The sequence below is a fragment of the Halovenus halobia genome (genome assembly GCF_051414135.1).
Classification (GTDB): Archaea; Halobacteriota; Halobacteria; order Halobacteriales; family Haloarculaceae; genus Halovenus; species Halovenus halobia.
In genome coordinates this window covers 788,810-808,444 of sequence record NZ_JBLKOA010000001.1, presented here as the reverse complement: position 1 = coordinate 808,444, position 19,635 = coordinate 788,810, and the positions used below count along the sequence as shown (strand labels likewise).

Annotated in this window: 16 protein-coding genes and 1 pseudogene; 6 read left to right on the top strand and 11 right to left on the bottom strand. The window is 60.6% G+C overall.

Annotated features, from left to right (window positions below; genetic code table 11):
* Positions 1-23: 23 nt before the first annotated feature.
* The 5 genes from ACMGFM_RS04410 to ACMGFM_RS04390 all read right to left on the bottom strand — a co-directional run bounded on the left by ACMGFM_RS04410 (position 24) and on the right by ACMGFM_RS04390 (position 5,432).
* Positions 24-1,961, bottom strand: coding sequence for an aldehyde ferredoxin oxidoreductase family protein (locus tag ACMGFM_RS04410; RefSeq protein ID WP_436901229.1), 1,938 nt, complete (start codon positions 1,959-1,961; stop codon positions 24-26).
* Positions 1,962-2,071: 110 nt separating this feature from the next.
* Positions 2,072-3,406: a tRNA pseudouridine(13) synthase TruD gene (gene truD, locus ACMGFM_RS04405; RefSeq protein WP_436901228.1), complete on the bottom strand. Its 1,335-nt coding sequence runs from the start codon at positions 3,404-3,406 to the stop codon at positions 2,072-2,074.
* Between the two features lie 41 nt (positions 3,407-3,447).
* Positions 3,448-4,131: an Ntn hydrolase family protein gene (locus ACMGFM_RS04400; protein WP_436901227.1), complete on the bottom strand. Its 684-nt coding sequence runs from the start codon at positions 4,129-4,131 to the stop codon at positions 3,448-3,450.
* Positions 4,124-4,864 carry an archaeal proteasome endopeptidase complex subunit alpha gene (psmA, locus tag ACMGFM_RS04395; RefSeq protein WP_436901226.1) on the bottom strand — a complete coding sequence of 247 codons (741 nt, stop codon included), beginning with the start codon at positions 4,862-4,864 and terminating at the stop codon, positions 4,124-4,126. The genes ACMGFM_RS04400 and psmA overlap by 8 nt, the downstream gene beginning before the upstream one ends.
* Positions 4,865-5,150: 286 nt before the next feature.
* The gene (locus tag ACMGFM_RS04390; RefSeq protein WP_436901225.1) at positions 5,151-5,432 is read right to left on the bottom strand and encodes a DUF7967 family protein; all 282 of its coding nucleotides are present in this window, start codon (positions 5,430-5,432) and stop codon (positions 5,151-5,153) included.
* An 86-nt stretch (positions 5,433-5,518) separates the two neighbouring features.
* On the opposite strand from ACMGFM_RS04390, the gene ACMGFM_RS04385 reads away from it, so the two are divergent.
* Positions 5,519-7,450 (top strand): CheF family chemotaxis protein, encoded by a 1,932-nt coding sequence (locus tag ACMGFM_RS04385; protein ID WP_436901224.1) that lies wholly within the window; start codon positions 5,519-5,521, stop codon positions 7,448-7,450.
* On the opposite strand, the gene pth2 is transcribed toward ACMGFM_RS04385, so the two are convergent.
* A complete protein-coding gene (pth2, locus tag ACMGFM_RS04380) occupies positions 7,447-7,785 on the bottom strand; it encodes a peptidyl-tRNA hydrolase Pth2 (RefSeq protein ID WP_436901223.1) in 339 nt (112 codons plus the stop codon). The two genes, ACMGFM_RS04385 and pth2, sit on opposite strands and share 4 nt — an antisense overlap.
* Before the next feature lie 90 nt (positions 7,786-7,875).
* Between pth2 and dcd the strand changes: the two are divergent.
* The 4 genes and pseudogenes from dcd to ACMGFM_RS04360 form a co-directional block, all read left to right on the top strand.
* Positions 7,876-8,229 (top strand): annotated as a pseudogene (dcd, locus tag ACMGFM_RS04375) (dCTP deaminase); the annotation flags it as partial.
* On the top strand, positions 8,215-9,900 hold the full coding sequence (locus ACMGFM_RS04370; protein ID WP_436901736.1) for a dCTP deaminase domain-containing protein: 1,686 nt from the start codon (positions 8,215-8,217) through the stop codon (positions 9,898-9,900). The pseudogene dcd and the gene ACMGFM_RS04370, both read left to right, overlap by 15 nt.
* On the top strand, positions 9,900-10,799 hold the full coding sequence (locus tag ACMGFM_RS04365; RefSeq protein ID WP_436901222.1) for a thiamine-phosphate synthase family protein: 900 nt from the start codon (positions 9,900-9,902) through the stop codon (positions 10,797-10,799). The genes ACMGFM_RS04370 and ACMGFM_RS04365 overlap by 1 nt, the downstream gene beginning before the upstream one ends.
* Entirely contained in the window at positions 10,792-11,457 is a 666-nt protein-coding gene (locus ACMGFM_RS04360) for a class I SAM-dependent methyltransferase (RefSeq protein ID WP_436901221.1), read from the top strand. Before ACMGFM_RS04365 ends, ACMGFM_RS04360 begins: the two co-directional genes overlap by 8 nt.
* Positions 11,458-11,593: 136 nt before the next feature.
* Here ACMGFM_RS04360 and ACMGFM_RS04355 read toward each other — a convergent pair whose 3' ends face one another.
* The 5 genes from ACMGFM_RS04355 to ACMGFM_RS04335 all read right to left on the bottom strand — a co-directional run bounded on the left by ACMGFM_RS04355 (position 11,594) and on the right by ACMGFM_RS04335 (position 17,287).
* Positions 11,594-12,418: an ABC transporter permease gene (locus tag ACMGFM_RS04355; protein ID WP_436901220.1), complete on the bottom strand. Its 825-nt coding sequence runs from the start codon at positions 12,416-12,418 to the stop codon at positions 11,594-11,596.
* The gene (locus ACMGFM_RS04350; protein ID WP_436901219.1) at positions 12,415-13,503 is read right to left on the bottom strand and encodes an ABC transporter ATP-binding protein; all 1,089 of its coding nucleotides are present in this window, start codon (positions 13,501-13,503) and stop codon (positions 12,415-12,417) included. Before ACMGFM_RS04350 ends, ACMGFM_RS04355 begins: the two co-directional genes overlap by 4 nt.
* 41 nt (positions 13,504-13,544) lie before the next feature.
* Complete coding sequence (locus ACMGFM_RS04345) at positions 13,545-14,324, bottom strand: acetoacetate decarboxylase family protein (RefSeq protein WP_436901218.1); 780 nt, start codon at positions 14,322-14,324, stop codon at positions 13,545-13,547.
* Positions 14,325-14,329: 5 nt separating this feature from the next.
* Positions 14,330-15,694, bottom strand: a complete 1,365-nt coding sequence (locus tag ACMGFM_RS04340) for an alpha/beta fold hydrolase (protein ID WP_436901217.1) — start codon at positions 15,692-15,694, stop codon at positions 14,330-14,332.
* Between the two features lie 276 nt (positions 15,695-15,970).
* Positions 15,971-17,287 carry a hemolysin family protein gene (locus tag ACMGFM_RS04335; RefSeq protein WP_436901216.1) on the bottom strand — a complete coding sequence of 439 codons (1,317 nt, stop codon included), beginning with the start codon at positions 17,285-17,287 and terminating at the stop codon, positions 15,971-15,973.
* A 252-nt stretch (positions 17,288-17,539) separates the two neighbouring features.
* Here ACMGFM_RS04335 and ACMGFM_RS04330 point away from each other — a divergent pair, with 252 nt between their 5' ends.
* The gene (locus ACMGFM_RS04330) at positions 17,540-19,633 is read left to right on the top strand and encodes a hypothetical protein (protein WP_436901215.1); all 2,094 of its coding nucleotides are present in this window, start codon (positions 17,540-17,542) and stop codon (positions 19,631-19,633) included.
* Positions 19,634-19,635: the final 2 nt, after the last annotated feature.

Here is a 19,635-nt window from a genome sequence, read left to right as displayed (position 1 = left end):
AAAAATTGAAGCCCTGAAGGCGATCAGTCGTCTGCGGGAGCCTGCGAGTCGTCACCGCTGGTGACGCCCGTACCTGGCCCGACTTCAATACCGAGTTCGTCGAGTCTGTCGTCCGGCACGACACCGTCGACCCAGCCACGAACCTCGTAGTACTCTTCTTTCATCTCGTCGAGTTCGGCGAGTTCGCCCTCGCTCCCGCCCTGTGCCGGAATAGCCTCTTCGTGGCCCTCGATGAAGCGGTTTGGCAGGGTGTCATCTTCGCCGTCGAACCCGGCGAGGTTGTTGTAGTACCGTTCGAGGGTGTAGATGCGTCGGCCTGCTTGAATCAGTTCTTCTTCGCTGACGTCGAGACCGGTCATGCCGTTGTACTGCAGGACGTACTCCTCGATGCCCTCTGCGAAAGCGTTGAACTTGCAGATGTCGAACGAATCCGAGATGGCGTGCAGGTCCTGGAAGGTGGCACAAAGCTCACCTTTGCCGACGTGTTCGGCCGGGTCGACCTGCTCCGGAATGCCCAGCAGTTCTGCCGCGGGCGTGTACCCACGGAGGTGACAGGCGCCACGGTTCGAGGTGGCGTAGCCGATTGCCATCCCCTTCATCGCTCGTGGGTCGTATGCGGCCATCGTCTGGCCCTTGACTGCCAGCGAGTTCGACTGTGCGTCGAACTCTTCTTCGAGGTGTTTTGGACCGTTTGCGAGGTGGTCAGCGAGTTCGTCCTCGCGGTGAGCGATGCGTTCGAGCATCTCGATCATCTCCTGGGAATCGCCCCAGTCGATGCCATCGCCGAGGTCGTCGAACTTGCCCTCCTCAGTCATCTCCATGGCCATTGCCATGGTGTTACCGGCGTCGATGGTGTCGACACCGAGGTTGTTACACTTATCGACCATCAGCACGGAGTCGTCGAGGTCGGTGTGTCCGGAGTTCGGGCCGAGTGCCCACGCGGATTCGTACTCGAAGGACTCCATGCGGACGTTCATCTCGTCGCCCTTGTGCATCGCCTGCACTTCGACCTCCTTCTTACAGGCGACCGGGCAGGAGTGACAGGTCGGCTCGTCGACGAGGATGTTCTCTCGGACGTACTCGCCGGAGACACCCTCGGCGTCGATGTCGCCACCTTCGGACTCACGCATCGACCGCGTCGAAGTGTACTTCCCGTTTTTGGTCGGCAGGCCGTCCATCTCCTCGGTGACGTTCATCAGAACGTTGGTCCCGTACATCGAGAGGCCACCCTCGTTCGGTGCGGTGACCTCGGACTCCTGGATGAGCTGCATCGCCTGTTTGTGACCTTCGCGGAAGGTCTCCTGGTCGGCCGGCTTCTGCATCTTCGTTGACGATTTGACGACGACTGCTTTGAGGTTCTTGTTGCCCATCACACAACCAGTTCCCCCGCGGCCGGAGGCCCGGTCGTCCTCGTTGACGATACAGGCGTACCTGACCTCGTTTTCGCCGCCCGGCCCGATAGCCATCATCGAGAGGTTCTTTCCGTACTGTCCCTCGATTTCGTCTTCGATTGTGTCGCGGGTGTCGTGGACGCCCTTGCCCCACAGGTGCGAGGCGTCTCGGAGTTCGACCTCACCGTCTTCGATGTAGGCGTAGACTGGGTCGTCAGCCTGCCCCTCGAACAGGAGTCCGTCGAAGCCAGCCCACTTGAGTCGCGCTCCGCTCCATCCCCCGTGGTGGGAGTCAGTGACCTGCCCCGCGATTGGGGACTTCGTACAGATTGCGATTCGACCGCTCATCGTGACCTGCGTCCCCGTCAGCGGACCGTTCATAAAGGCAAGGAGGTTGTCCGGCCCCAGCGGATCAACATCCGGCCCCTGGTCGAAAACGTACTTTACACCGAGTCCGCGCGCACCGATGTACTTCTTCGCGTCCTCGTCGTCGATTCCCTCGTAGGCGACCTCTCCCTCACTGAGGTCGATTCTTGCCACGTTGTCGTGGTATCCACCAAGATCAGTCATGAATCTCTATTACAAATAGTGGACCACGATCCACTTAATGATTCGGGCGATTTATCATATTTCACAGGCCAAATAGCGGTATTTTATTCTGTCGGCTGGGATAACCCATCTCAGAGATGCTCTGGGTCGCGTTTTAAATACTCTCGGAGGAGCACTGTCGCGTACGACCCACGTGGGAGCGAGAAGCTGAGTTCGAGCGGGTCTTGCTGACAGTCCAGCTCAGATCGAACAAGGATTGCTCGCCGGGTTCCTGTCGAACTCAGATCGTCCGGAAGCTCGAAATCTTCCGGCGCGAGGTCAACATCTTCGAGCACCGCTCGCTCGATATCACCCTGTTCACCGCCGGCGAGTTCGGTTTCCGTCCCAACTAACGGTGCCGTCACGAACGCTCGCCCGCGCTTGCAGTGTCGACGGACAGAATCGACTCGGTCGGCAGTCACACGCTGTTTTCGGTCTGTGTCTGGGAGTTCCAGTCCGTCTGGCCCGCCGTTGTCGACAAAGCAGACCACGTCGCCCTCGATTGGCTGGTCAAACGGCAAGCCGCGGTCCAGTCGTTCGGACAGCATCTGGTTGAACAGATACGACTGCGCTGCGTTGACGAACAACTGCGAGAGATTGTCGGGCAACTCTCCCAGCGCGGCCCTGAAATCCTCGTCGGACGCTGGCTCGTCGCCGCCGTTGGTTCGCCGGTCGAGTTCGTGAACCATCGAGCGCTCGTAGCCGAGATACGTCGGCAGTCGGTCGAGTGCTTCGGTCCAGTCGCGAGTCTCGTCGACAAATTCTCTGGCCTCCTGTGTCTCCGCTGGTTCCCGCTCGGAGGGATTACCTACGTAGGTCATAACTGCGCGCTCCCACTGGCCGCGGACCATCGCGAGTCCAATCTCGTGACTGACGGGCCGCTGACTGCCGAACCGTTGCTGGCCGAAGTAGTTGGGGACACCGGCAGTCCCGCCGCCGAACTCCCGCAACTGCTCGGTTATTTTTGGTGCAGTCTCTGGGTTGTCTGGGTTCCGGACGCGAATCTCGAAGGCGTTGCCGGCGAGGTCACCGAAGAGAATCGACCGGCCGGTTCGACCGACGACCTCGAACTCCGCACCAGAAATCTCGGGGAGTGATTCAGGCTCAACGCCGTCGACGGAGAAGAGTTGGGTTGTCACGGCGTGTTTGTCCTTCGTCCCGGCCCAGGAAACGCGGTGACGTGAAATTCCGAGTCGATTTGATAGCTCTCGTGCGAAATCGTTGGTATCCCACCGCCGGAGGGTGACTCGAATTAGCAGATGTTCGTAGGTGTCTGCCGACGCGTCGACTGGTTCGGCGTCAAAATCTTCGAGTTCGCGCACACGGAAATCATCGGGCTCGACACGGAGTTCGCCGCCGGTGCCGTCGCTATCGGTGACGTAGTGGTCGATGCCGACCGCCTGTTCGAGTGGGTGTGCGCGCCGCATTGCTCACGGGGAGGGTGGCCGGCAAGAAATGGCTGTCGACCTTACAGCAGGTCGGTGGCTGCGTCGTATTCCTGCATTTCGACGCCGTCCTCGGTCACCGTCGCAGTGACGAGTCCGTTCCCGGAGCCAGTGTCGCGCTCGGTGGCTGCCTGTACTGCGCGGGCGGTGAGCACTTCTGCTTCCTCGATGGAGAGTTCAGGGTCGTACTCACCTTCGAGCGCACCGTGTGCGAGCTGCATTCCGCTGCCGGTGACGGTGTAGTCGTCTTTCATGACACCGCCGGCCGGGTCGATGCTGTAGACGTGGCTGCCATCCTCGTCGACGCCACCCAGAATTGGGTTGATGGCGAGGAACGGCCCGCCGCGGGCGAAGTTCCCTGCAAGCGTCGCGAGTGCGTGAATCGACATCGGCTCACCGCGCCGGCTGTCGTAGAGATTCGATTCCGAGCGCAGCGTTCGGATGAACGACTGCGCGCCGCCGACCGAGCCGACGAGCGTCAGCGCGGCGGTTGGGTGAATCTGCTCCACCTTGGTCACGTTCTTGTTCGAGACGAATCGGCCGCCGAGGCTCGCTCGTCGGTCCGTTCCGATGACGACGCCGTCCGCTGTACTGACACCGACCGTGGTGGTACCAGTCTTGGCGACTGCGTCGCTGTCCTGTTCGCTTAGTTCATCGAACGATCCGAGTTCCGGTTCGTATGGGTTCTGTGGGAGTTCGTCATTCATCGTCTTCACCTCCGAGGTCAGCCTCGGCTGCATAGTCGGCCACTTCCTCGCTGGAGAGTGACCGCAGTTGTTCAGATTCCGTGTCGACTGTCGCGATGTCGACGCTGCCAGCTTCGAGTTCGTCGGTGCCGACTGCCAGCGACTCCAGCGCGAGCGTCACGCCGCCGTCGAGGTCCATCTCTGGGCTGTACTCTTCTTCGAGGTGGGCCTGGATATCTTCGCGGCCGCCCCCGATGGCGACTGCCTGCCACTCGTAGGGTGTCCCGGATGGGTCAGCCTCGAATAGTCGCGGTTCGCCGTCCTCGATACCACCGAGGAGCAGCGCCACACCGAACGGGCGTGCGCCGCCTGTCTGGGTGTACTGCTGGATGTGGTCAGTGACCTCTTTGCTCAGCGCCTCGATGCCGATTTGCTCGTCGTAGCGCAGGCGCTCGACCTGTGCGTTCCGTCGAGCGAAGTCGACGAGCTGGCGGGCGTCTGCGACGTGGCCTGCACTGGCGATGCCAACGTGTTCATCGGCTTCGTGGATTTTCTCGATGCTCTCCTCTTCGATGAGTGGGGAGCGCGTCTGTCGGTCTGCCGCGAGCACGACGCCGTCCGGCGTTCGAATGCCGACGCTCGCGCTGCCGCGCTTGACTGCTTCTCGTGCGTACTCGACCTGATAGAGCCGGCCGTCCGGCGAGAAGATCGTTATTCCCCTGTCGTAAGCTTGCTGTTGTTGATTTCCTTGCATTGGAGATTCACACTGGTTGTGTTTACCTAACGTTAGCCCCGCGCGTATATAAATCAGTGGCTTGCGGCAGTGTATGCAAGCCGTGCTGACTACACAGCAGTTCTCCGCCGAGTGACGGCGTCTCGAAGGGCAACGTATCCGCTATCTCTTTATTACCGGGTCAGAAGTAAAGCCCTTCTGGCACCGGAAAATACCACTTCTCGCCCGGAGCTGCCGGTGAGCCGGTCAGGTAATTGTTTGCTGGTTGATAGGGTAGCCCGTGTTAGACTCGCAGACGGGGTCCATCTCAGATGTCGTCGTCAGGGTCATGGACCGAAGCCATTCGTTCCGCTTCAGCGGCGTACTGCTCTCGCAGTTGCTCATCCTCGACGTCTCCGAGGTTGTTTGGTTCGACCGAGACTGCCGCGGTCGTTCCGCGCGTGTCGGTGAAGGAGGTGAGTGCGCGTTCTTTCCGGAAGTACTGTCTGCCGTCAGGCGTCGCGTAGGTCAGTATAATGAGATTCTGTTCGTCGTCGGAGTATGTCCGTTCTACGAGCCAGACACGAACTGAGGTGTTGTCGTCTGTCATATGTGGGTTACGACCGGGGAGTGACACATAGCTACCGGTTGCCGAACAGGGATAGTTTTTCATTCAGGGGGTACCCAGATCCGGCAATGTCGTCATCGCTGTCACCGTCGGACGCCCTCTCTCCTGAGGGAATTTACAGTCTCTATCTCGGTGGGCTGGCGCTCGAAGACGACCAGCGCCGACGCGACGCCTGTTATGCAATTTTGCTACTTGGCCGGCTTGGACTGCGACCGGCCGAGGTTACACACCTGCACGAGGACTGGATTGACTGGGAGCGCGGCGAGGTACAGGTCCCGGCCCGAGACCCCTGTGCCTGTCGGCACTGCTGGGCCGACGCGCGCACGCTCAAGACAGACACTGGCACTGACCGGTCCGTTTCGGAGATTGTCCTGGAGACGTGTTGGTCGCCGCCAGATGGTCCCGAGGGGGCGCGGAGTATCCCGTTCGGCTGGTCGCGCCGACTTACGGCCGCCATCCACGGCGTGCTCGGCGAGCGTCCGTATCTCGACACTGACACTGCTGGACTCGAGAACTTGCTCACGGCCGCAGCGAACAACGCCTGGGAACTCGAAACCGACGAGATTTCGGCCGAAAGCCTGCGTGCGAGCGCTGGTGAGTTTCTCGCCACGGCAGGGTTCGGACCGCGGCGACTTTCGGATCTGCTGGCAATCGACGAGACGGGTGCCGGCGGGTTTGCGAGAGTTGGCGGCGGCGAACTCCGAGAGTATCTCTACCGCGCGCTCGACCCGCAGGGTGCACCGGATATCTGTGGCGAGGATTCGCCGTATCGACTCGTCTGCGACCCGACTCCCTTCGAGCGTGAGCCGTTCGACCCGCGGGAGTACGACGCCCGCTGGCGGGGCGAGCGTGCCGAACAGACCGAGCGGCGCGGTCGAAACCCGCGGCCAATCGAGGCACCCTCGGACAGCAATTTCGACCCAGCGGAGATGGGCGTTCGTGAACCGTCGGCTGACAGCGGTTCCCAACTCGTCAGCGACTCGCTGTCGGACTGGGTGCGCCGCCGGGAGTCCCAGCGCAGCCAGTACGCCGAGACCGGCGAGTCAGCAGTCAGCGCCAGCACTGATGCCGGCACTGCAGCCTACCGTAATCAGATCACCTCGCCAGTGCAGGTCTCAATTTCGACGCGTTTCGCGGCACAGGGAATCGAAAACGGGCGACCCACCGGCGGGTCTATCGTCCTCGGCCAGCGTGAGGTTGTCCTCGTTTCCCGCGACGAAACTGGGGTCGCGGGCACACTTCGGATTCCCTTCGACGCTATTGTCGATATCGCACCGGGGTACGTCCCCGGCCCACTTGAAGGGGTCCTTGACCAGACCGTGGGCGTCGCCTATCACGACGAGCGCGACGAGCGAAAGATTGCGGTCTGTGAACTGCCCCGCGAAATTGGCTGGGACGTCCAGCAGACGCTCTTTGCGTCGCTGTTGGACGGTGTCGAAACTGTCACAGCAAATCTCTCCGAAGGAATTGACGACGTCAGTGACATTGAACCGGAGATGCGGATCCTCTCGACTACGTCGCGGACGCTCAAACTCGAGCAGCCGGACACGGACGCGCTGCCGGTTCGAGTTCGACTCTCGACAATTGTCGGGATCGAACAGAAACCGATGGAAACAGAGGTCGGCTACGAGATGGGTCTGACCATCCACTACCTCCGGGTCAACGCCAACGTCGTAACGATAGAGTTGCGACCGACCGACGAGGTCGAAAAGCAACTACTCGGGCGATACCTGACAGAATATCACGAACGACAGGTGGAGAAGGCCCGCAACGCCTCGCTATCGAACGAACAGCGCGAGGTCCTCGATGCGCTGCACGACGCTGGTGACGGCCGTGACCTCGTCGCGATTGTCGACATGAACACCGCCCGCGTCTCGAAGGTCGTTGCCTCGCTGAAAGACCTCGGTCTGGTCCGGGACAGCCGAACTGGGGTTGCCCTGACCGGGACGGGCTATCTCGTCACCAGTGGCGGCTCCCTGTTATACGACGCCTCCGGTTAGTACAGCGACAGCTCGCCCGTAATGGCGTCCACTGCCCGTTCAGTTGCTGGCCCGACCGCCACAGTTGTCGCCGTTCCTGGCTCGAGTTGCGTGTGGCCAGCGTCCCGCACGAGCGCGTGCGGCAGTCCTTCGACGTCTGCGCTCTCGTTGATCTCGAACAGTTCGCGCTCGTTGTTTGCCTGCAGGACGATTTTCTTCTGGCCGGAGCCTTTCCACTCTCGCTGTGCCCGGGCGTCGGCCTCCTCGTAGGCCTGCAGGGAGGCGTGGGCGACCTGTGCAGCGAGTTTCCCCTCGCCCATTCCGAGGTCTGCGCGTGCGACGATTGCCTGTTTCATGCCCGCCCGTCGGTCAGCCGGCTACAAAAACCCCTGCGTGTTGGCGCACATATCGGGAGCTTTTATTTCCTCGTGGTCCGCGTACTCAGTATGATACTCTCCGACGGTGATATTCTGAAGCGACTCGAAACCGGGGACCTGGTTATCGAACCACTGGACGACCCCGATATTCAGATTCAACCCGCCAGTGTCGACCTCCGTCTGGGTCGCACCTTTCTCGAATTCCAGCGCACCAACATCCCCTGCATTCACCCAAACTCAGAGCAGGAAGTCGACGATTACGTCGAGGAGACGGTCATCGACGAGGGCGACGAGTTCGTCCTTCACCCGGGCGATTTCGTTCTCGGAACGACAAAGGAGCGTGTCGAGATTCCGCCGGACCTAATTGCCCACGTCGAAGGCCGGTCATCACTGGGCCGTCTTGCGGTTGTGGTGCACGCCTCGTTGCCGTACGACGAGGAGGTGTTCCTGTGGACGCCCGAGGGCGGGTTCGGGTTCTACGAAATCGGTGATATTGTCGAAAACGAACGACCTGCGCGGGCGGTCTCGTTCGACCCACAGACACTCGAAGTCGGGACGCACAGAGTCACCGACCACATCACCAATCCAACTAAACAGATCTACCGCGTGCAGTTGCAGTCTGGCAAGCAAGTTCATGTGACCAAAGACCACAATCTCTTCACCCTCGATGAAGAGGGCGGTGTGACGCGAATTCCGAGCGAAGAGGCTGAGGGCCAACACGTCATGGTTCCGAGCCAACTGCCGGACTCACCGAGCCAGGTAACCCAGCTTGATCTGCTCGACCACCTCGACTCCGAGGAGACGACCGTCTATGCGAGTGACGGGCTCGGAGCCGTCGACTGGCAGCAGGTTCCCGACGGCTCGGAGAACTTTTACGAGGCGACCGATAGCGCGCCGCTGTCAGCGCTCTCTCGTCCCGATACGCCGGACGGAGTCGATGTTGCGTTCAAACAGAGCGATACTAAACTCCCACGAGAGCTCGAACTTACCCCCGAGTTCGGGTGGGTGCTCGGTTTCTACATCGCCGAAGGCTCGGCCCGCCGGAAGCAGATTCAGGTCGCAAATACCGAACAAGAGTATCTGGACCGGTTTGCGGAGTTCTTCGAGGAATACGATACCGGACTGTCGTGGTACGACGCCGGCCGAATTACGAGACTCACAGTCTGTTCGGCACTCTGGTCGAAGCTGTTCCGAGAACTCGCCGGGTCCGGTAGTGAGAAGACAATTCCCGAGGGCGCGTTCAACTGGCCGGAACCAGTTCTGGAAGCGTTACTCGACGGACTACTCGACGGTGACGGTTGCCGACGGGAGACGAGAGACACGCTGTACACGGCCAATCCCGACCTGGCTAACAGGGCCGCATATCTCGGCTCGCGGCTCGGACTGCTGACCTCGGTGTACAGCCGCGAGCGCGAAACCTACATTCCGATGAGCGATGTCGAGTGGTCTGGCGAGATGTGGGCCGTCGACTTCAGTAACGACGCTCACAAGCGTGGTCAGTACGTCCCGGTTCCGAGCGCACTGCTTCGCGCGTACCGCAACGAAGCCGGGCTACGGATGAAAGACGCGGCGGAACTCGTCGGGTGTTCCTCGAAATCCAGCGTCTCGAACATCGAAAACGAGGAGTATGACACGGTCAAGCGCGACACGCTGCGGCGGTTCGAGGCCGCGTACCGCGATGCCGGCGTCAACACGGATCGGTTGACTCAAATCCTCGATGGGGGAATCCACTTCGAGGAGGTGGTCGCAGTCGAAGAGACAGACCGAGTTGAGTCGACCTACGACCTAGAGGTCCAGCCCAACGGTCGGACAATCGAGAATTTTCTCGGCGGGCGCGGCGGCATCTTCCTCTCGAACACTGCCGGCCTCTGTGACCCCGGTTACAAGGGCCAGATTACGCTCGAACTCTCGAATCTCGGGGCCGCTCCGGTTGCACTCGACCCTGATATGCGTATCTCTCAGCTGACGTTTACAGAACTCAAGAATCCAGCAGAGCGACCCTACGGGAGCGAGCGCGGGTCGAAATACCAGAATCAGGAGGGGCCACAGGCCTCTCGTATCGGCGGCGACCGTGAGTTCGGTGGGGAGCAATAATGAAATTCATCGAAGAACTCGTCGTGGAGGAGTTTCTGCCCACCTTTCGGTCACTCCTGGCCGAGTCACTCCGCGAGCGGGGGTTCACGCAAAACGAGGTGGCCGACCAACTCGGCATCAGCCAGAGCGCCGTCTCGAAGTACGTCCACGGAGATGTCGCACGCAACGAGTTGATTATGGGAACCGAGCGCGTCCAGCAACTCGTCGACGAACTGGCCGATGGGCTTGCTTCCGGGGAGATGACGACCGCAGAGGCTCTCATCGAAGTCGAAGTCTGCATCCGCGAACTGGAACGCGGCGGCGTCCTCGCAGACCTGCACGCCGAATCCGTCCCCGAAATTGAGGCCTACGACGGCGCGTTTGCGATTCACGACCCAGATAGTCGGCTCCGGGCCGCCAACCGCGCCCGCGCCTCGGTCCGGCGTGGTCTCCGAATTCTGCAGAACTCACCCGAATTCGGGCGGCTGATTCCAGCCGTCGGCTCGAATCTCGCCGAGTCGTTGCCTGACGCTGAATCCATCGACGACGTGGCTGCCGTCCCGGGGCGAGTGCTCGCTATCCGTGGAAAGGTGACGGTCCCCGGTGAACCGGAGTTTGGCGTCAGCCAACACGTCGCAACCGTCCTGTTGGCCGCCCAGGCCGCCGGGAGTGACGCTCGGGCGGCCCTGAACATCAGCTACGATGAAGAGATTCTCGACCGCCTCGTTGCGGCCGGGCACACAGCCGTCGAGTTCGACGCCGAGGCCGACATCGAGGACGCAATTTCGGACGCGCTGAGCGAGGAGCCAGCAGCGACGATACTCTACCAGACCGGCGGCTACGGTATCGAGCCAATTCTCTACCTGTTCGGTCCCGACGCGCCGTCAGTTGCGACGACGCTCCGTGATATCGATGAGTGATGTCGACGCGACACAGCAGTTCTACACCCGCTGGGCAAAGGCCTACGACCGCCTTGCCACTGCACCCGGTATCCGCTCCTGGCGCGAACGACTTGTCGAGACACTCTCGCTGTCGCCCGGTGACACCGTCGTCGAAATGGGCTGTGGGACTGGTGCAAACTTCCCACACCTGCGCCGCGCAGTCGGACCGGCCGGCGAGGTGGTTGGAATTGACCTTGTGCCGGCGATGCTCGGCGGTGCCCAACAGCGGGTCGCACAGGCAGGCTGGGAGAACGTCCACGTCTGCCGTGCCGACGCGACGCAGCCTCCACTCGAAGAAGCTGACGCTGTCGTCTCGACGTTCGTCGTTGGGATGCTCCAGAACTCCAGCGCCGCCGTCGAAACGTGGCTCGATTTACTCCCGCCAGGCGGTCGACTCGCGATTATGACTGCGGGCCGCAGCAATCGCCGCGCTGCGGTGGGGCTAAATGCACTCTTTCGGCTGTTCGTTCGATTCTCGAGTCCGGGCGGAAGACTCAACCGCGAGTCGCCTGCAGACGCACTCGACGCTCGCTGGCGAGAGGCTCGCGACCGACTGGCGACTGAGACGGCTGACTTCGAACAGGAGCGGATGGGATTCGGCTTCATTCGGAGCGCCTGTGGTCGCGTGCCAGAGTGATTTTGCGATTTCGATAGGAGAACAGTACGCCAGCCGCTAATTCAGAAACGTGTTTCGCGGCGGGGTAATACAGTACAGCGGACCAGCCTCATTCGAGGACGAGCGCCCTGCCGTCGAGTTTATCTCAGGGAGTAAGTCAGTAATCGCCGAGCACGCCGAGACGCCGGGCACGACGTGTTGCTGCCTCGAAGACCAGATATCCGCCGATTAGATACCCCACAGCGACGACCACGAGCAGCCCTAAATCGAGTGGGTCAAACTGCCACAGGCGGACGCCATCAACCATTGCCCGCTGGAGCATCGCGCTGCCGTGTGCCAGCGGAAGCACCCGTGTCCACGGCAGGTCGAAGACTGGCGCGGAGATGAGCACGACGAACCCGAACTGCAGGAGGTTGAGCCAGCTGCCGATGCGCTTGTACAGCACCGTGACTCCGCCGGCCGCAAAGCCGAGTCCCAGCACCGAGGTAATCGACAGCAGGGCAATCGGAATCACAGTGAGTGGGTCGAGTCGGAGACTGCGCCCGGTCAGCACGAGCATGATTGCCAGCACCACTGCGGAGGTGAGAAACGTCCGGACGAGTTTCGCGACGCCTTTCAGCAGCGCAACTGGCGCAAAGCCAAACGGCGTCGTGATGTGCCGTTCGAGTGTCCCCCACTGGACTTCACTCCCGATGTCGTTCGAGACAGCAGAGTACGCACCCACAGAGAGTGTCCAGAGGAAGTACCCGACAATAATTCCGTCCAGGGAATCAGTCAAAGCCTGTCCGGCGAGCAGTTGGCCGCCGTAGAATAGCATCCCAAAGAAGATGACTGAGATGACGATTCCGCCGATTGCGTTGGCGGGATACCGAACGAAGATCAGATACTCGCGGTAGAGCACCGCCCGAGCGAGATGGTAGTACGTTGCCGGTCGTGGCTCACCGTCCACCGTCTCCTCGGCCGTTGGCTGTTGGTTGCTCATCGTGATTCCTCCGGAGGCTCGGCCCGTAACCCGCCTTCGTCGCCCGTGAGTTTGACGAACACATCCTCCAGTGTCGGTTCAACTGTGTCGATACTGGTGATGTGTACGCCGGCGTCTCGGAGCAGATCCATCAGGTCGTAGAGGGAATAACCGCTGGCTGTCACTTCGATTTGTTGTCCCTCCGCAGTCTGGTTGACGGCTTCAACGCCAAATTCGTCATCGAGGAGTTGGATCGTCCGTTCGTCAACGTCTGGACTCTCGATTCGCACGAGGTTACGGTCGGCCCGGCTCAGCAATCGCTCGACGGTGTCATCGGCGACAACCCGGCCCTCGGACATCACAATAACGCGGTCACAGACATCCTCGACGACGGTCATGTTGTGGCTGCTGACGAAGATTGTCAGCCCCTCCTCGCGGGCGAGTCGCTTGAGTTCTACCCGCAGTGTTCGCGAACTCTCGATATCTAGCCCAAGCGTCGGCTCGTCGAGAAAGACCAACTCCGCGCCCCCGGCGAGCACGCTTGCGAGCGAGACTTTCTGTTTCATTCCTCGTGAAAGCTTCCGGACCGGTGTATCGGCGTACTCCGCCAGGCCGAGGCGGTCGAGCAGTCGGTCGTGCTGAGCCGTGACTGAGTTGGGGTCAACGCCACTTATGGTCGCGAAGTACCGCAGATTTTCGCGGACGGTCAGTCGCCAGTAGTCGTTGCGCGCGCCTTCGAGCATTGCGTCGACGTTGGCGTAGGCCGCCCGCCGGCCGCCGGTCACGTCCGAGCCAAAGACCTGTACCGACCCCTCGTCGGGAAGCACCATCCCCAGCACTGATTTGATGAGTGTGGTCTTGCCAGCCCCGTTCGGGCCGAGCAGGCCGACGACAGAGCCGCGTTCAACGCTAAAACTTACGTCATCGACCGCGAGGACGCCATCTTTGCCGCCGAAGCGTTTGATTACGCTGTCGACGACCAGCGCGGGGTCACCCGTCGATTCAGGGTCCGTGACGACCTCTTCACGCTGGTTCGCAGGGGCGTCTGCTGTTGGTTCGGTCTCGGAAGAATCCACAGACCGATTCGCCGTCGACGGCTGTTCCATTACACAATCATAGGGCCTGGAGCCGAATAAACTGCCCGCGGCTAATCCGCGAGATAGTCGCGAATTGTCCGGCCCTGGGAGTACGTAATCGTAATCGACCCGTAGAGAACCGACGGCGTCGACAGTGGTTCGACCGGGGCGTACTTGCTGAACCCGGAGTTCTCGGGGAAGTCGAACTCGATGTCCGATACCGAGGCAGTGGCCAGTTCACAGATGAACGGAATCGGAATTTCGACCAGTTCGCTAATCTGGGCCTGCCCGCCGCTGGGGTCGGGAACCTGACGGTGGGCGTAGTAGTTGAGATGGCCCGACAGCGTGTCGATCTGTTCGTCGTCGACCGACGCTTCTGTCGTAATTACCGCTTCGTCGTCGACGGTCAGTGTCGAGACGAGTTCGTCATCCTCTCGGTCCCACGAGCAGACTCCGGGCATGCAGGGGATTCCGAGGGTCTCTCGGACGAACGATGACATGGTCGGTGAGTCGTTCCAGTAGCCCACCCAGAATCGGCCAGGGATCGTCATTTCCCCGCCGGCCTCGCTGAGTACTCGGCTGTCGTGGTCGGCAACCTCGATACAGAGATAGGTCAGTGAGTACGGGTCGAGGTGGCTCGTCTGGGTCGAATCTTCGACCCGGTACATGTTCATCTGGACGAGGTTGTTCGGGTGTGGCTCGAGCCCCGGTGGTAACATCGCTTCGAGTACCTCCGGGTCGGCCTCGTAGCCGACGACGAGTGCCTGAGCGTCTCGAACGAGCTGTGGCGCCGGAATCGACTCCCCGTGGGGCATCCCGGTGTATCGTGTCTGTGTCGGTGGTTCAGACATCATGGTCACCTGTTTGCTTCGACGCCAAAATCGTTCGGCTCGAACACTTCTGGCAGTGGCTCAGAGCGCTCTCCGCGGATATCTGCGAGCACCGGCTTCAGGTACTCGGGGAACAGCGCTGGTCGCTCGGCCATCGGGAAGTGGCCCGTTGCCTTCATTCCGTGGGCCGTTGCGCCCTCACCGATAGCGTCTGCGGCTCGGCGGGCTGCGTCGGGGTTCGTGAGGTAGTCGTACTCCCCGTTCATCAGGTACATCCGCGTCTTCGTCGCGTCGATGTTGTCGGCGTCCTCGCGGTAGTCGTGTTCGACGGAGTAGTAGTAGAGGTCACCTTTCAGCACGCCGTTGGCACCTTGTTCGTAGTTGTACAGCGTTTCACGACGCGCCCACTCAGGGCTATGTGGTGCCATGAGTCCCCACGTTGCGTACGAGTTCACGTCGTTGGCGTTGATATGCGGATGGTCCAGCCAGCCGATATAGAATCCCGGCGTGAACAGGCCGGCTTCGAGGCCGATCAGCGCCCGGAACCGGTCGGGATACCAGTCTGCGAGTTCGAGCGTTATCGTCCCGCCCATACTCGACCCAATGTAGACTGGGTCGTCCAGTTCGAGCGCGTCGGCAATCGAGACAATCGTGTCGGTAAATCGCTCTGCCGTGAGGTCGTACTGGTCGTTCCACCACGTCTCACCGGCTGGCGGAACCGACTTCCCGTGCCGCGGGAGGTCGTAGGCGATGACCCGGAAGTTGTCAGTAATCTCCTCGTCGTTGAGGACGTGCCGCCACTGCTGGTTGTTACAGCCCGCGGTGTGCTGACAGAGCAGTGGAATTCCATCCTCCGGACCGGCAGCCTCGTAGTAGATTCGGTGGTCGACACCGTCGAGGTCGACAGCCACATACCCACCCTCAGCAGCGTCTGCGGGTTCGGACGGTCGGGTCGTTCCGTCAGTCCGTGGTGTACCGCCGTTGTCGGCCGTTCGCATCAGGTCCAGCGCTCGCTGGACCGACCGGAAGTTCTGGAAGATCTTCTTGTGGTCGCCGATCAGGTCGAAATAGCCGGGTTCCTGTTTGACTGCAGTCCGGTAGAAGGAGGCGAACAGTTCGTTGTGGTGGGCAGGCGGCACCTCCTCGAGAAACTTGTCCCACGCGCTCTGTGGCCCGACAACGCCGAAGGCCCACGAATCGTCCAGTCCCGGTGTTCGGATATCGACCAGTTCGCCGTTGTGCATCTCGAGGAGATGGTGGTCCTCGCCAACGCCGATCAGGAAACTCTCATCGAAGTCGTCCCGGCCGTGCATCGTCATCTCGGTGTCATCGTTGACGACTCTCTGATACTCACTCCACCACTCCTCACTCGGAAATGTTGTGTCTGTCATATTGTATTGTCCCCCAATTGAGACACGGTACCGTACCGTATGATTGGGTCAACGGGCACTGATATAAAGCCACCGCCACGATTGCCAAATACATACTTCTAAGCCACTAATACGCCATATTTCGGGTTACGTTCTACAACAGTTGCAGCCACTTTCACTCCAGTTTTTGTCCGAAAACAGTCGCAACTGTTGCAAACCAACTGGACTGTGCTGAACGGTATTCCGAATTTATGGACCCGTATGGTAAGATTTGCTCGTGATGAGACCTGAACTGGCTTAGTTCGTCTCTTCGCGTGGCATTGCCTCGACGGCAGTAATCCGTTTCGCGTCGACATCGGTAACCTCGAATCTGTATTCTCCTTCTTCGATGGTATCACCGACTTTGGGTGCCCGGTTGAGTCTGTCGAGAATCACACCTGCGATGGTATCGAAGCCCTCCGCGTCGAGGCTGAGACCGAGCTGGTCGTTGACCATCGACAGTGGGACACCGCCGTCAATATCGTAGCCACCGTCTTCGTGGTGCTCAATCGCTGGTTCGTCGTCTGCGGCGTCGAACTCGTCACGAAGGTCCCCAACGACGGCTTCGACTGCGTCTTCGACGGTTGCGATGCCCTCCAGTGCGCCCCACTCGTCGATAACCGCGGCCATCTGCTGTTGGTCGCTGCGGAACTGCAAGAGCAGATCGTTGATTGGCATCGTCTCTGGCACGACCATAATCTCGCGGGCCATCTCACCAGCCGTGGCCTCCATTCCCGTTTCGCTGGCTTCCATCACGTCTTTCACATCGATGAAGCCGACCACCTGGTCGTCGTTTCCGGCCTCGACAACTGGATACCGGGTGTGTTTCTCTTCTCTGACGAGTCCCCGAATCGACTCGATATCCGCGTCGGCCGAAATCGACACCACGTCTGGTCGGGGAACCATCACTTCGCGAACGTTCATATCGTCGAGTTCGAAGACTGCCTCGATCATCTCGACCTCGGCCGTCTCGATCTCGCCTTCAGACCCGGACCGCGAGAGAATACGGCGAATTTCCCGCTCGTCGAGCGTCTCGTCGGTCTCAGAAGCCGGCGGGATACCCAGCATTCGCGTAAAGGCGTTCGCCGTCCCGTTGAACACGACCAGGCCCGGATAGAAGACGTAGTAAAATGCCGTCATCGGTGGCGCAACGAACAGTGAGAGACGCTCAGCTTCCGCGATGGCAATCGTCTTCGGAGCGAGTTCCCCGAAGACGACGTGCAAGAAGGTGATGACGCTGAACCCGACAGCGAAGGAAATCAAGTGAATCAGTTGCTCTGGAACGAATCCCGCGAGCGCTGGTTCGAGCAATGCCGCAACTGCGGGCTCACCGACCCAGCCGAGCCCCAGTGAGGCAATTGTGATACCCAGTTGGGTGACGGCCAGATAGTCGTCGAGGTTTGTCATCACGTACTGAAGTCTCTCTGAGCCTGCCCGACCGTCAGCGGCGAGTTGCTCGACCGAGGTCGAGCGAACGCGGACGAACGCGAACTCAGAGGCGACAAAGAAACCGTTCAGGATGACGAGAAACAGCGCGAGCAGAAGCTGTCCGGCCGACAGAGCGAGATTTACCATACTACCCTCCGTGCGCTACTTTGTGTTATTGGGGACCATCTCATACCCTCGCTTTTGCTCGTAGCCTCAAATGGTTGACCCATCACGTGCTTTCGGTGGCCGAGCGACGGAAGTACTCTGCATCAGGACAGGCTTGACTGAATCTGCCAGAAGACATATTGCCGGCCAACTGGTATATGGTTGAAATTATGCGGCACTCGACTGGATACGGCGGATCGGGGGTTGGCGACTGCACCGAACTGGAGGCATCTAATGGCTGAGGACTCGGCTCCAACTGTCAACAGGCGACGAGTGTTGCAGGGGGTCGCTGGCGGCACCGTCGGTGCGATGGCTGGCTGTTCGTTTTTCGAGCGCGACCAAGACGCCACCACTAGCGAAGTTGACCCGGAGCGGTCGGCGTCGCTGGCCGAGCAGTTCGCGCCCATATTGTACTTCGACGAAGACGAGCAGTGGTTCCCGACAGACCCTCGCCAGTGGGAGAGCGAACAGGACGGCGAGACGATTGTCTCGGGGTTTGATGCCTTCGAGGGCTACGTGAACGCGGGTGGCGCCGAGGACCCACCAGCAGCGAGCGTGTTCTACCACGCCCTCGAATACGACAACTCGCCGCTTGCGGTGGTCCAGTACTGGCTGTATTCTGCGTTCGACCAGTTCGCGACGAACTTTCACTGGCACGACTGGGAACTGCTTCAAGTGTTCGTCGACACCGATTCCGGAGAGCCACAACTGTTCGTCGCGAGCGCACACTCGCGGTCAGCACCGAACAACGAACACCTCGACCCGGACCCTGACCGCCGACCCCGGCTCCTCTCGGAACTGGGTTCACACTCCAGCGGACTCTCGGTCAACAACGACCCCACGCGGTTCCAGCGACTCCCACTGGACGACAGCGGCGCAGATATCACGAACAGCGTCATCGACGGCATCGAAGATATCGCTGCCATTCCGCTGGCGTACGGGCTCCCCCGCGACGAGGGGCTGACACTGCCCTATCTCATTCCGGAACTCGACGGCGCTCCAGTGTACGATCATTCCAAGCTTCCCTCTGTCGAGCGGTCGGACATGATTACTGGCTCACTCACAATAGACTCGTTTCGAGGGCTCCGGTCGCCGCCGTCGGACCTCCCATCACGGGAGACCGGCCTGCAGTTCGACCACGAGGGCCGCGACAACTCCGACGCCGACGTGGGATACACACTGGAGCCAACGAGCGAAGTCGAACACATCACAGATTTCACTGGCGAACAGCTGAGTTTCCCGTTTTATGTTCCCGAATTCGGCGAGGATCTCGTCTCTGGCCACATCACGACAACGGGCGTTCCCTGGAACGACCCGCGCTATGAAAATCCAGCGAACGATATCACCGAGGCCAACCACAGACAGACGCTGGCAGACCGATACGATGCTATCGGCGACCCCTCGCAAGCGAATCAGGTGCTCGCGTCAGTCACAAGTATGGTCAGTTCCGACGACGCACCGGAAGGAGACGGCTTAACTGACGTCTCATCCCCGCTGGAACTGTTTACGCTTTTCCAGAGCGAGCCCAGAGCGGTTCCAACTTTTCAGGGAATTGCCGCTGTACAGGGCGTGCCCGAAGGCGAACACACCTTCACCGTCAATGGCGCCGGTGTTGCCCCCCACAGCGAAACCGTCACCGTAACCGAGGACGACGCGCCGGACCTGGCTGGCGTCGAGGGCAGGGTTCCAGTCGTCGCCAACGAGAATGCGACGAAACTCGAAGTCGACCCCAGAGAGTCTGAGAGTCCAATCAACAACTTTGCTGTCGAAGACGATTTTGCTGGTCGAATTTACGACGCTCCGCTGGAGGGCCCCGACGCCGTCTACGTTCACGAGGGCGGCGCGTTCACCGCCGAAGTGCGAGACACAGACGACGAAGTCGGTGCTGTGCGGGTCAATCCCGACCCGTCAGAATCGCCCCGGATCGAAAAGCCTGAAACAGGCAAAGAATCACTGGCAACCTACCTCGCCGACGTTGCTGAGGAAACCCGAGTGCAGGTGGCGCAGTTCGCTGAGGAAGATAGCGATGGTGACAACAGCCCTGGAAATAGCGGCGGTGGCGGAACAGGCGGCCCAGTTCAGGGGCTGACACAGGTGCTGCAAGCTATCGAAGACGCTGCTCGACGGGCGGCAAAACGGGCCCGTGAGAATGACAGGGCCAACACCGACCAGCAACTCGACGCGGTTATCACTCGCCTCGCACGGGCTGAACAACGACTCGAAGAGGCCCGCGGTGCCCTGCCCGACGAGATAGCAAACGCCGCGGACAACCGGCTCGAACAGCTCACTCGCCGCTCCGAACAGGCGCGAAACTCGGAGAAACTGTAATC

Bases quoted from the DNA above. Each gene is read 5' to 3' on its own strand.
- ACMGFM_RS04330 (WP_436901215.1), top strand. From the start codon at position 17,540: ATGGCTGAGGACTCGGCTCCAACTGTCAACAGGCGACGAGTGTTGCAG.
- pth2 (WP_436901223.1), bottom strand. From the start codon at position 7,785: ATGAAACAGGCAATCGTCGCACGCGCAGACCTCGGAATGGGCGAGGGG.
- ACMGFM_RS04410 (WP_436901229.1), bottom strand. From the start codon at position 1,961: ATGACTGATCTTGGTGGATACCACGACAACGTGGCAAGAATCGACCTC.
- ACMGFM_RS04355 (WP_436901220.1), bottom strand. From the start codon at position 12,418: ATGAGCAACCAACAGCCAACGGCCGAGGAGACGGTGGACGGTGAGCCA.
- ACMGFM_RS04365 (WP_436901222.1), top strand. From the start codon at position 9,900: ATGAAATTCATCGAAGAACTCGTCGTGGAGGAGTTTCTGCCCACCTTT.
- ACMGFM_RS04335 (WP_436901216.1), bottom strand. From the start codon at position 17,287: ATGGTAAATCTCGCTCTGTCGGCCGGACAGCTTCTGCTCGCGCTGTTT.
- psmA (WP_436901226.1), bottom strand. From the start codon at position 4,864: ATGCAAGGAAATCAACAACAGCAAGCTTACGACAGGGGAATAACGATC.
- truD (WP_436901228.1), bottom strand. From the start codon at position 3,406: ATGCGGCGCGCACACCCACTCGAACAGGCGGTCGGCATCGACCACTAC.
- ACMGFM_RS04385 (WP_436901224.1), top strand. From the start codon at position 5,519: ATGTCGTCATCGCTGTCACCGTCGGACGCCCTCTCTCCTGAGGGAATT.
- ACMGFM_RS04340 (WP_436901217.1), bottom strand. From the start codon at position 15,694: ATGACAGACACAACATTTCCGAGTGAGGAGTGGTGGAGTGAGTATCAG.
- ACMGFM_RS04360 (WP_436901221.1), top strand. From the start codon at position 10,792: ATGAGTGATGTCGACGCGACACAGCAGTTCTACACCCGCTGGGCAAAG.
- ACMGFM_RS04400 (WP_436901227.1), bottom strand. From the start codon at position 4,131: ATGAATGACGAACTCCCACAGAACCCATACGAACCGGAACTCGGATCG.
- ACMGFM_RS04390 (WP_436901225.1), bottom strand. From the start codon at position 5,432: ATGACAGACGACAACACCTCAGTTCGTGTCTGGCTCGTAGAACGGACA.
- ACMGFM_RS04350 (WP_436901219.1), bottom strand. From the start codon at position 13,503: ATGGAACAGCCGTCGACGGCGAATCGGTCTGTGGATTCTTCCGAGACC.
- ACMGFM_RS04345 (WP_436901218.1), bottom strand. From the start codon at position 14,324: ATGTCTGAACCACCGACACAGACACGATACACCGGGATGCCCCACGGG.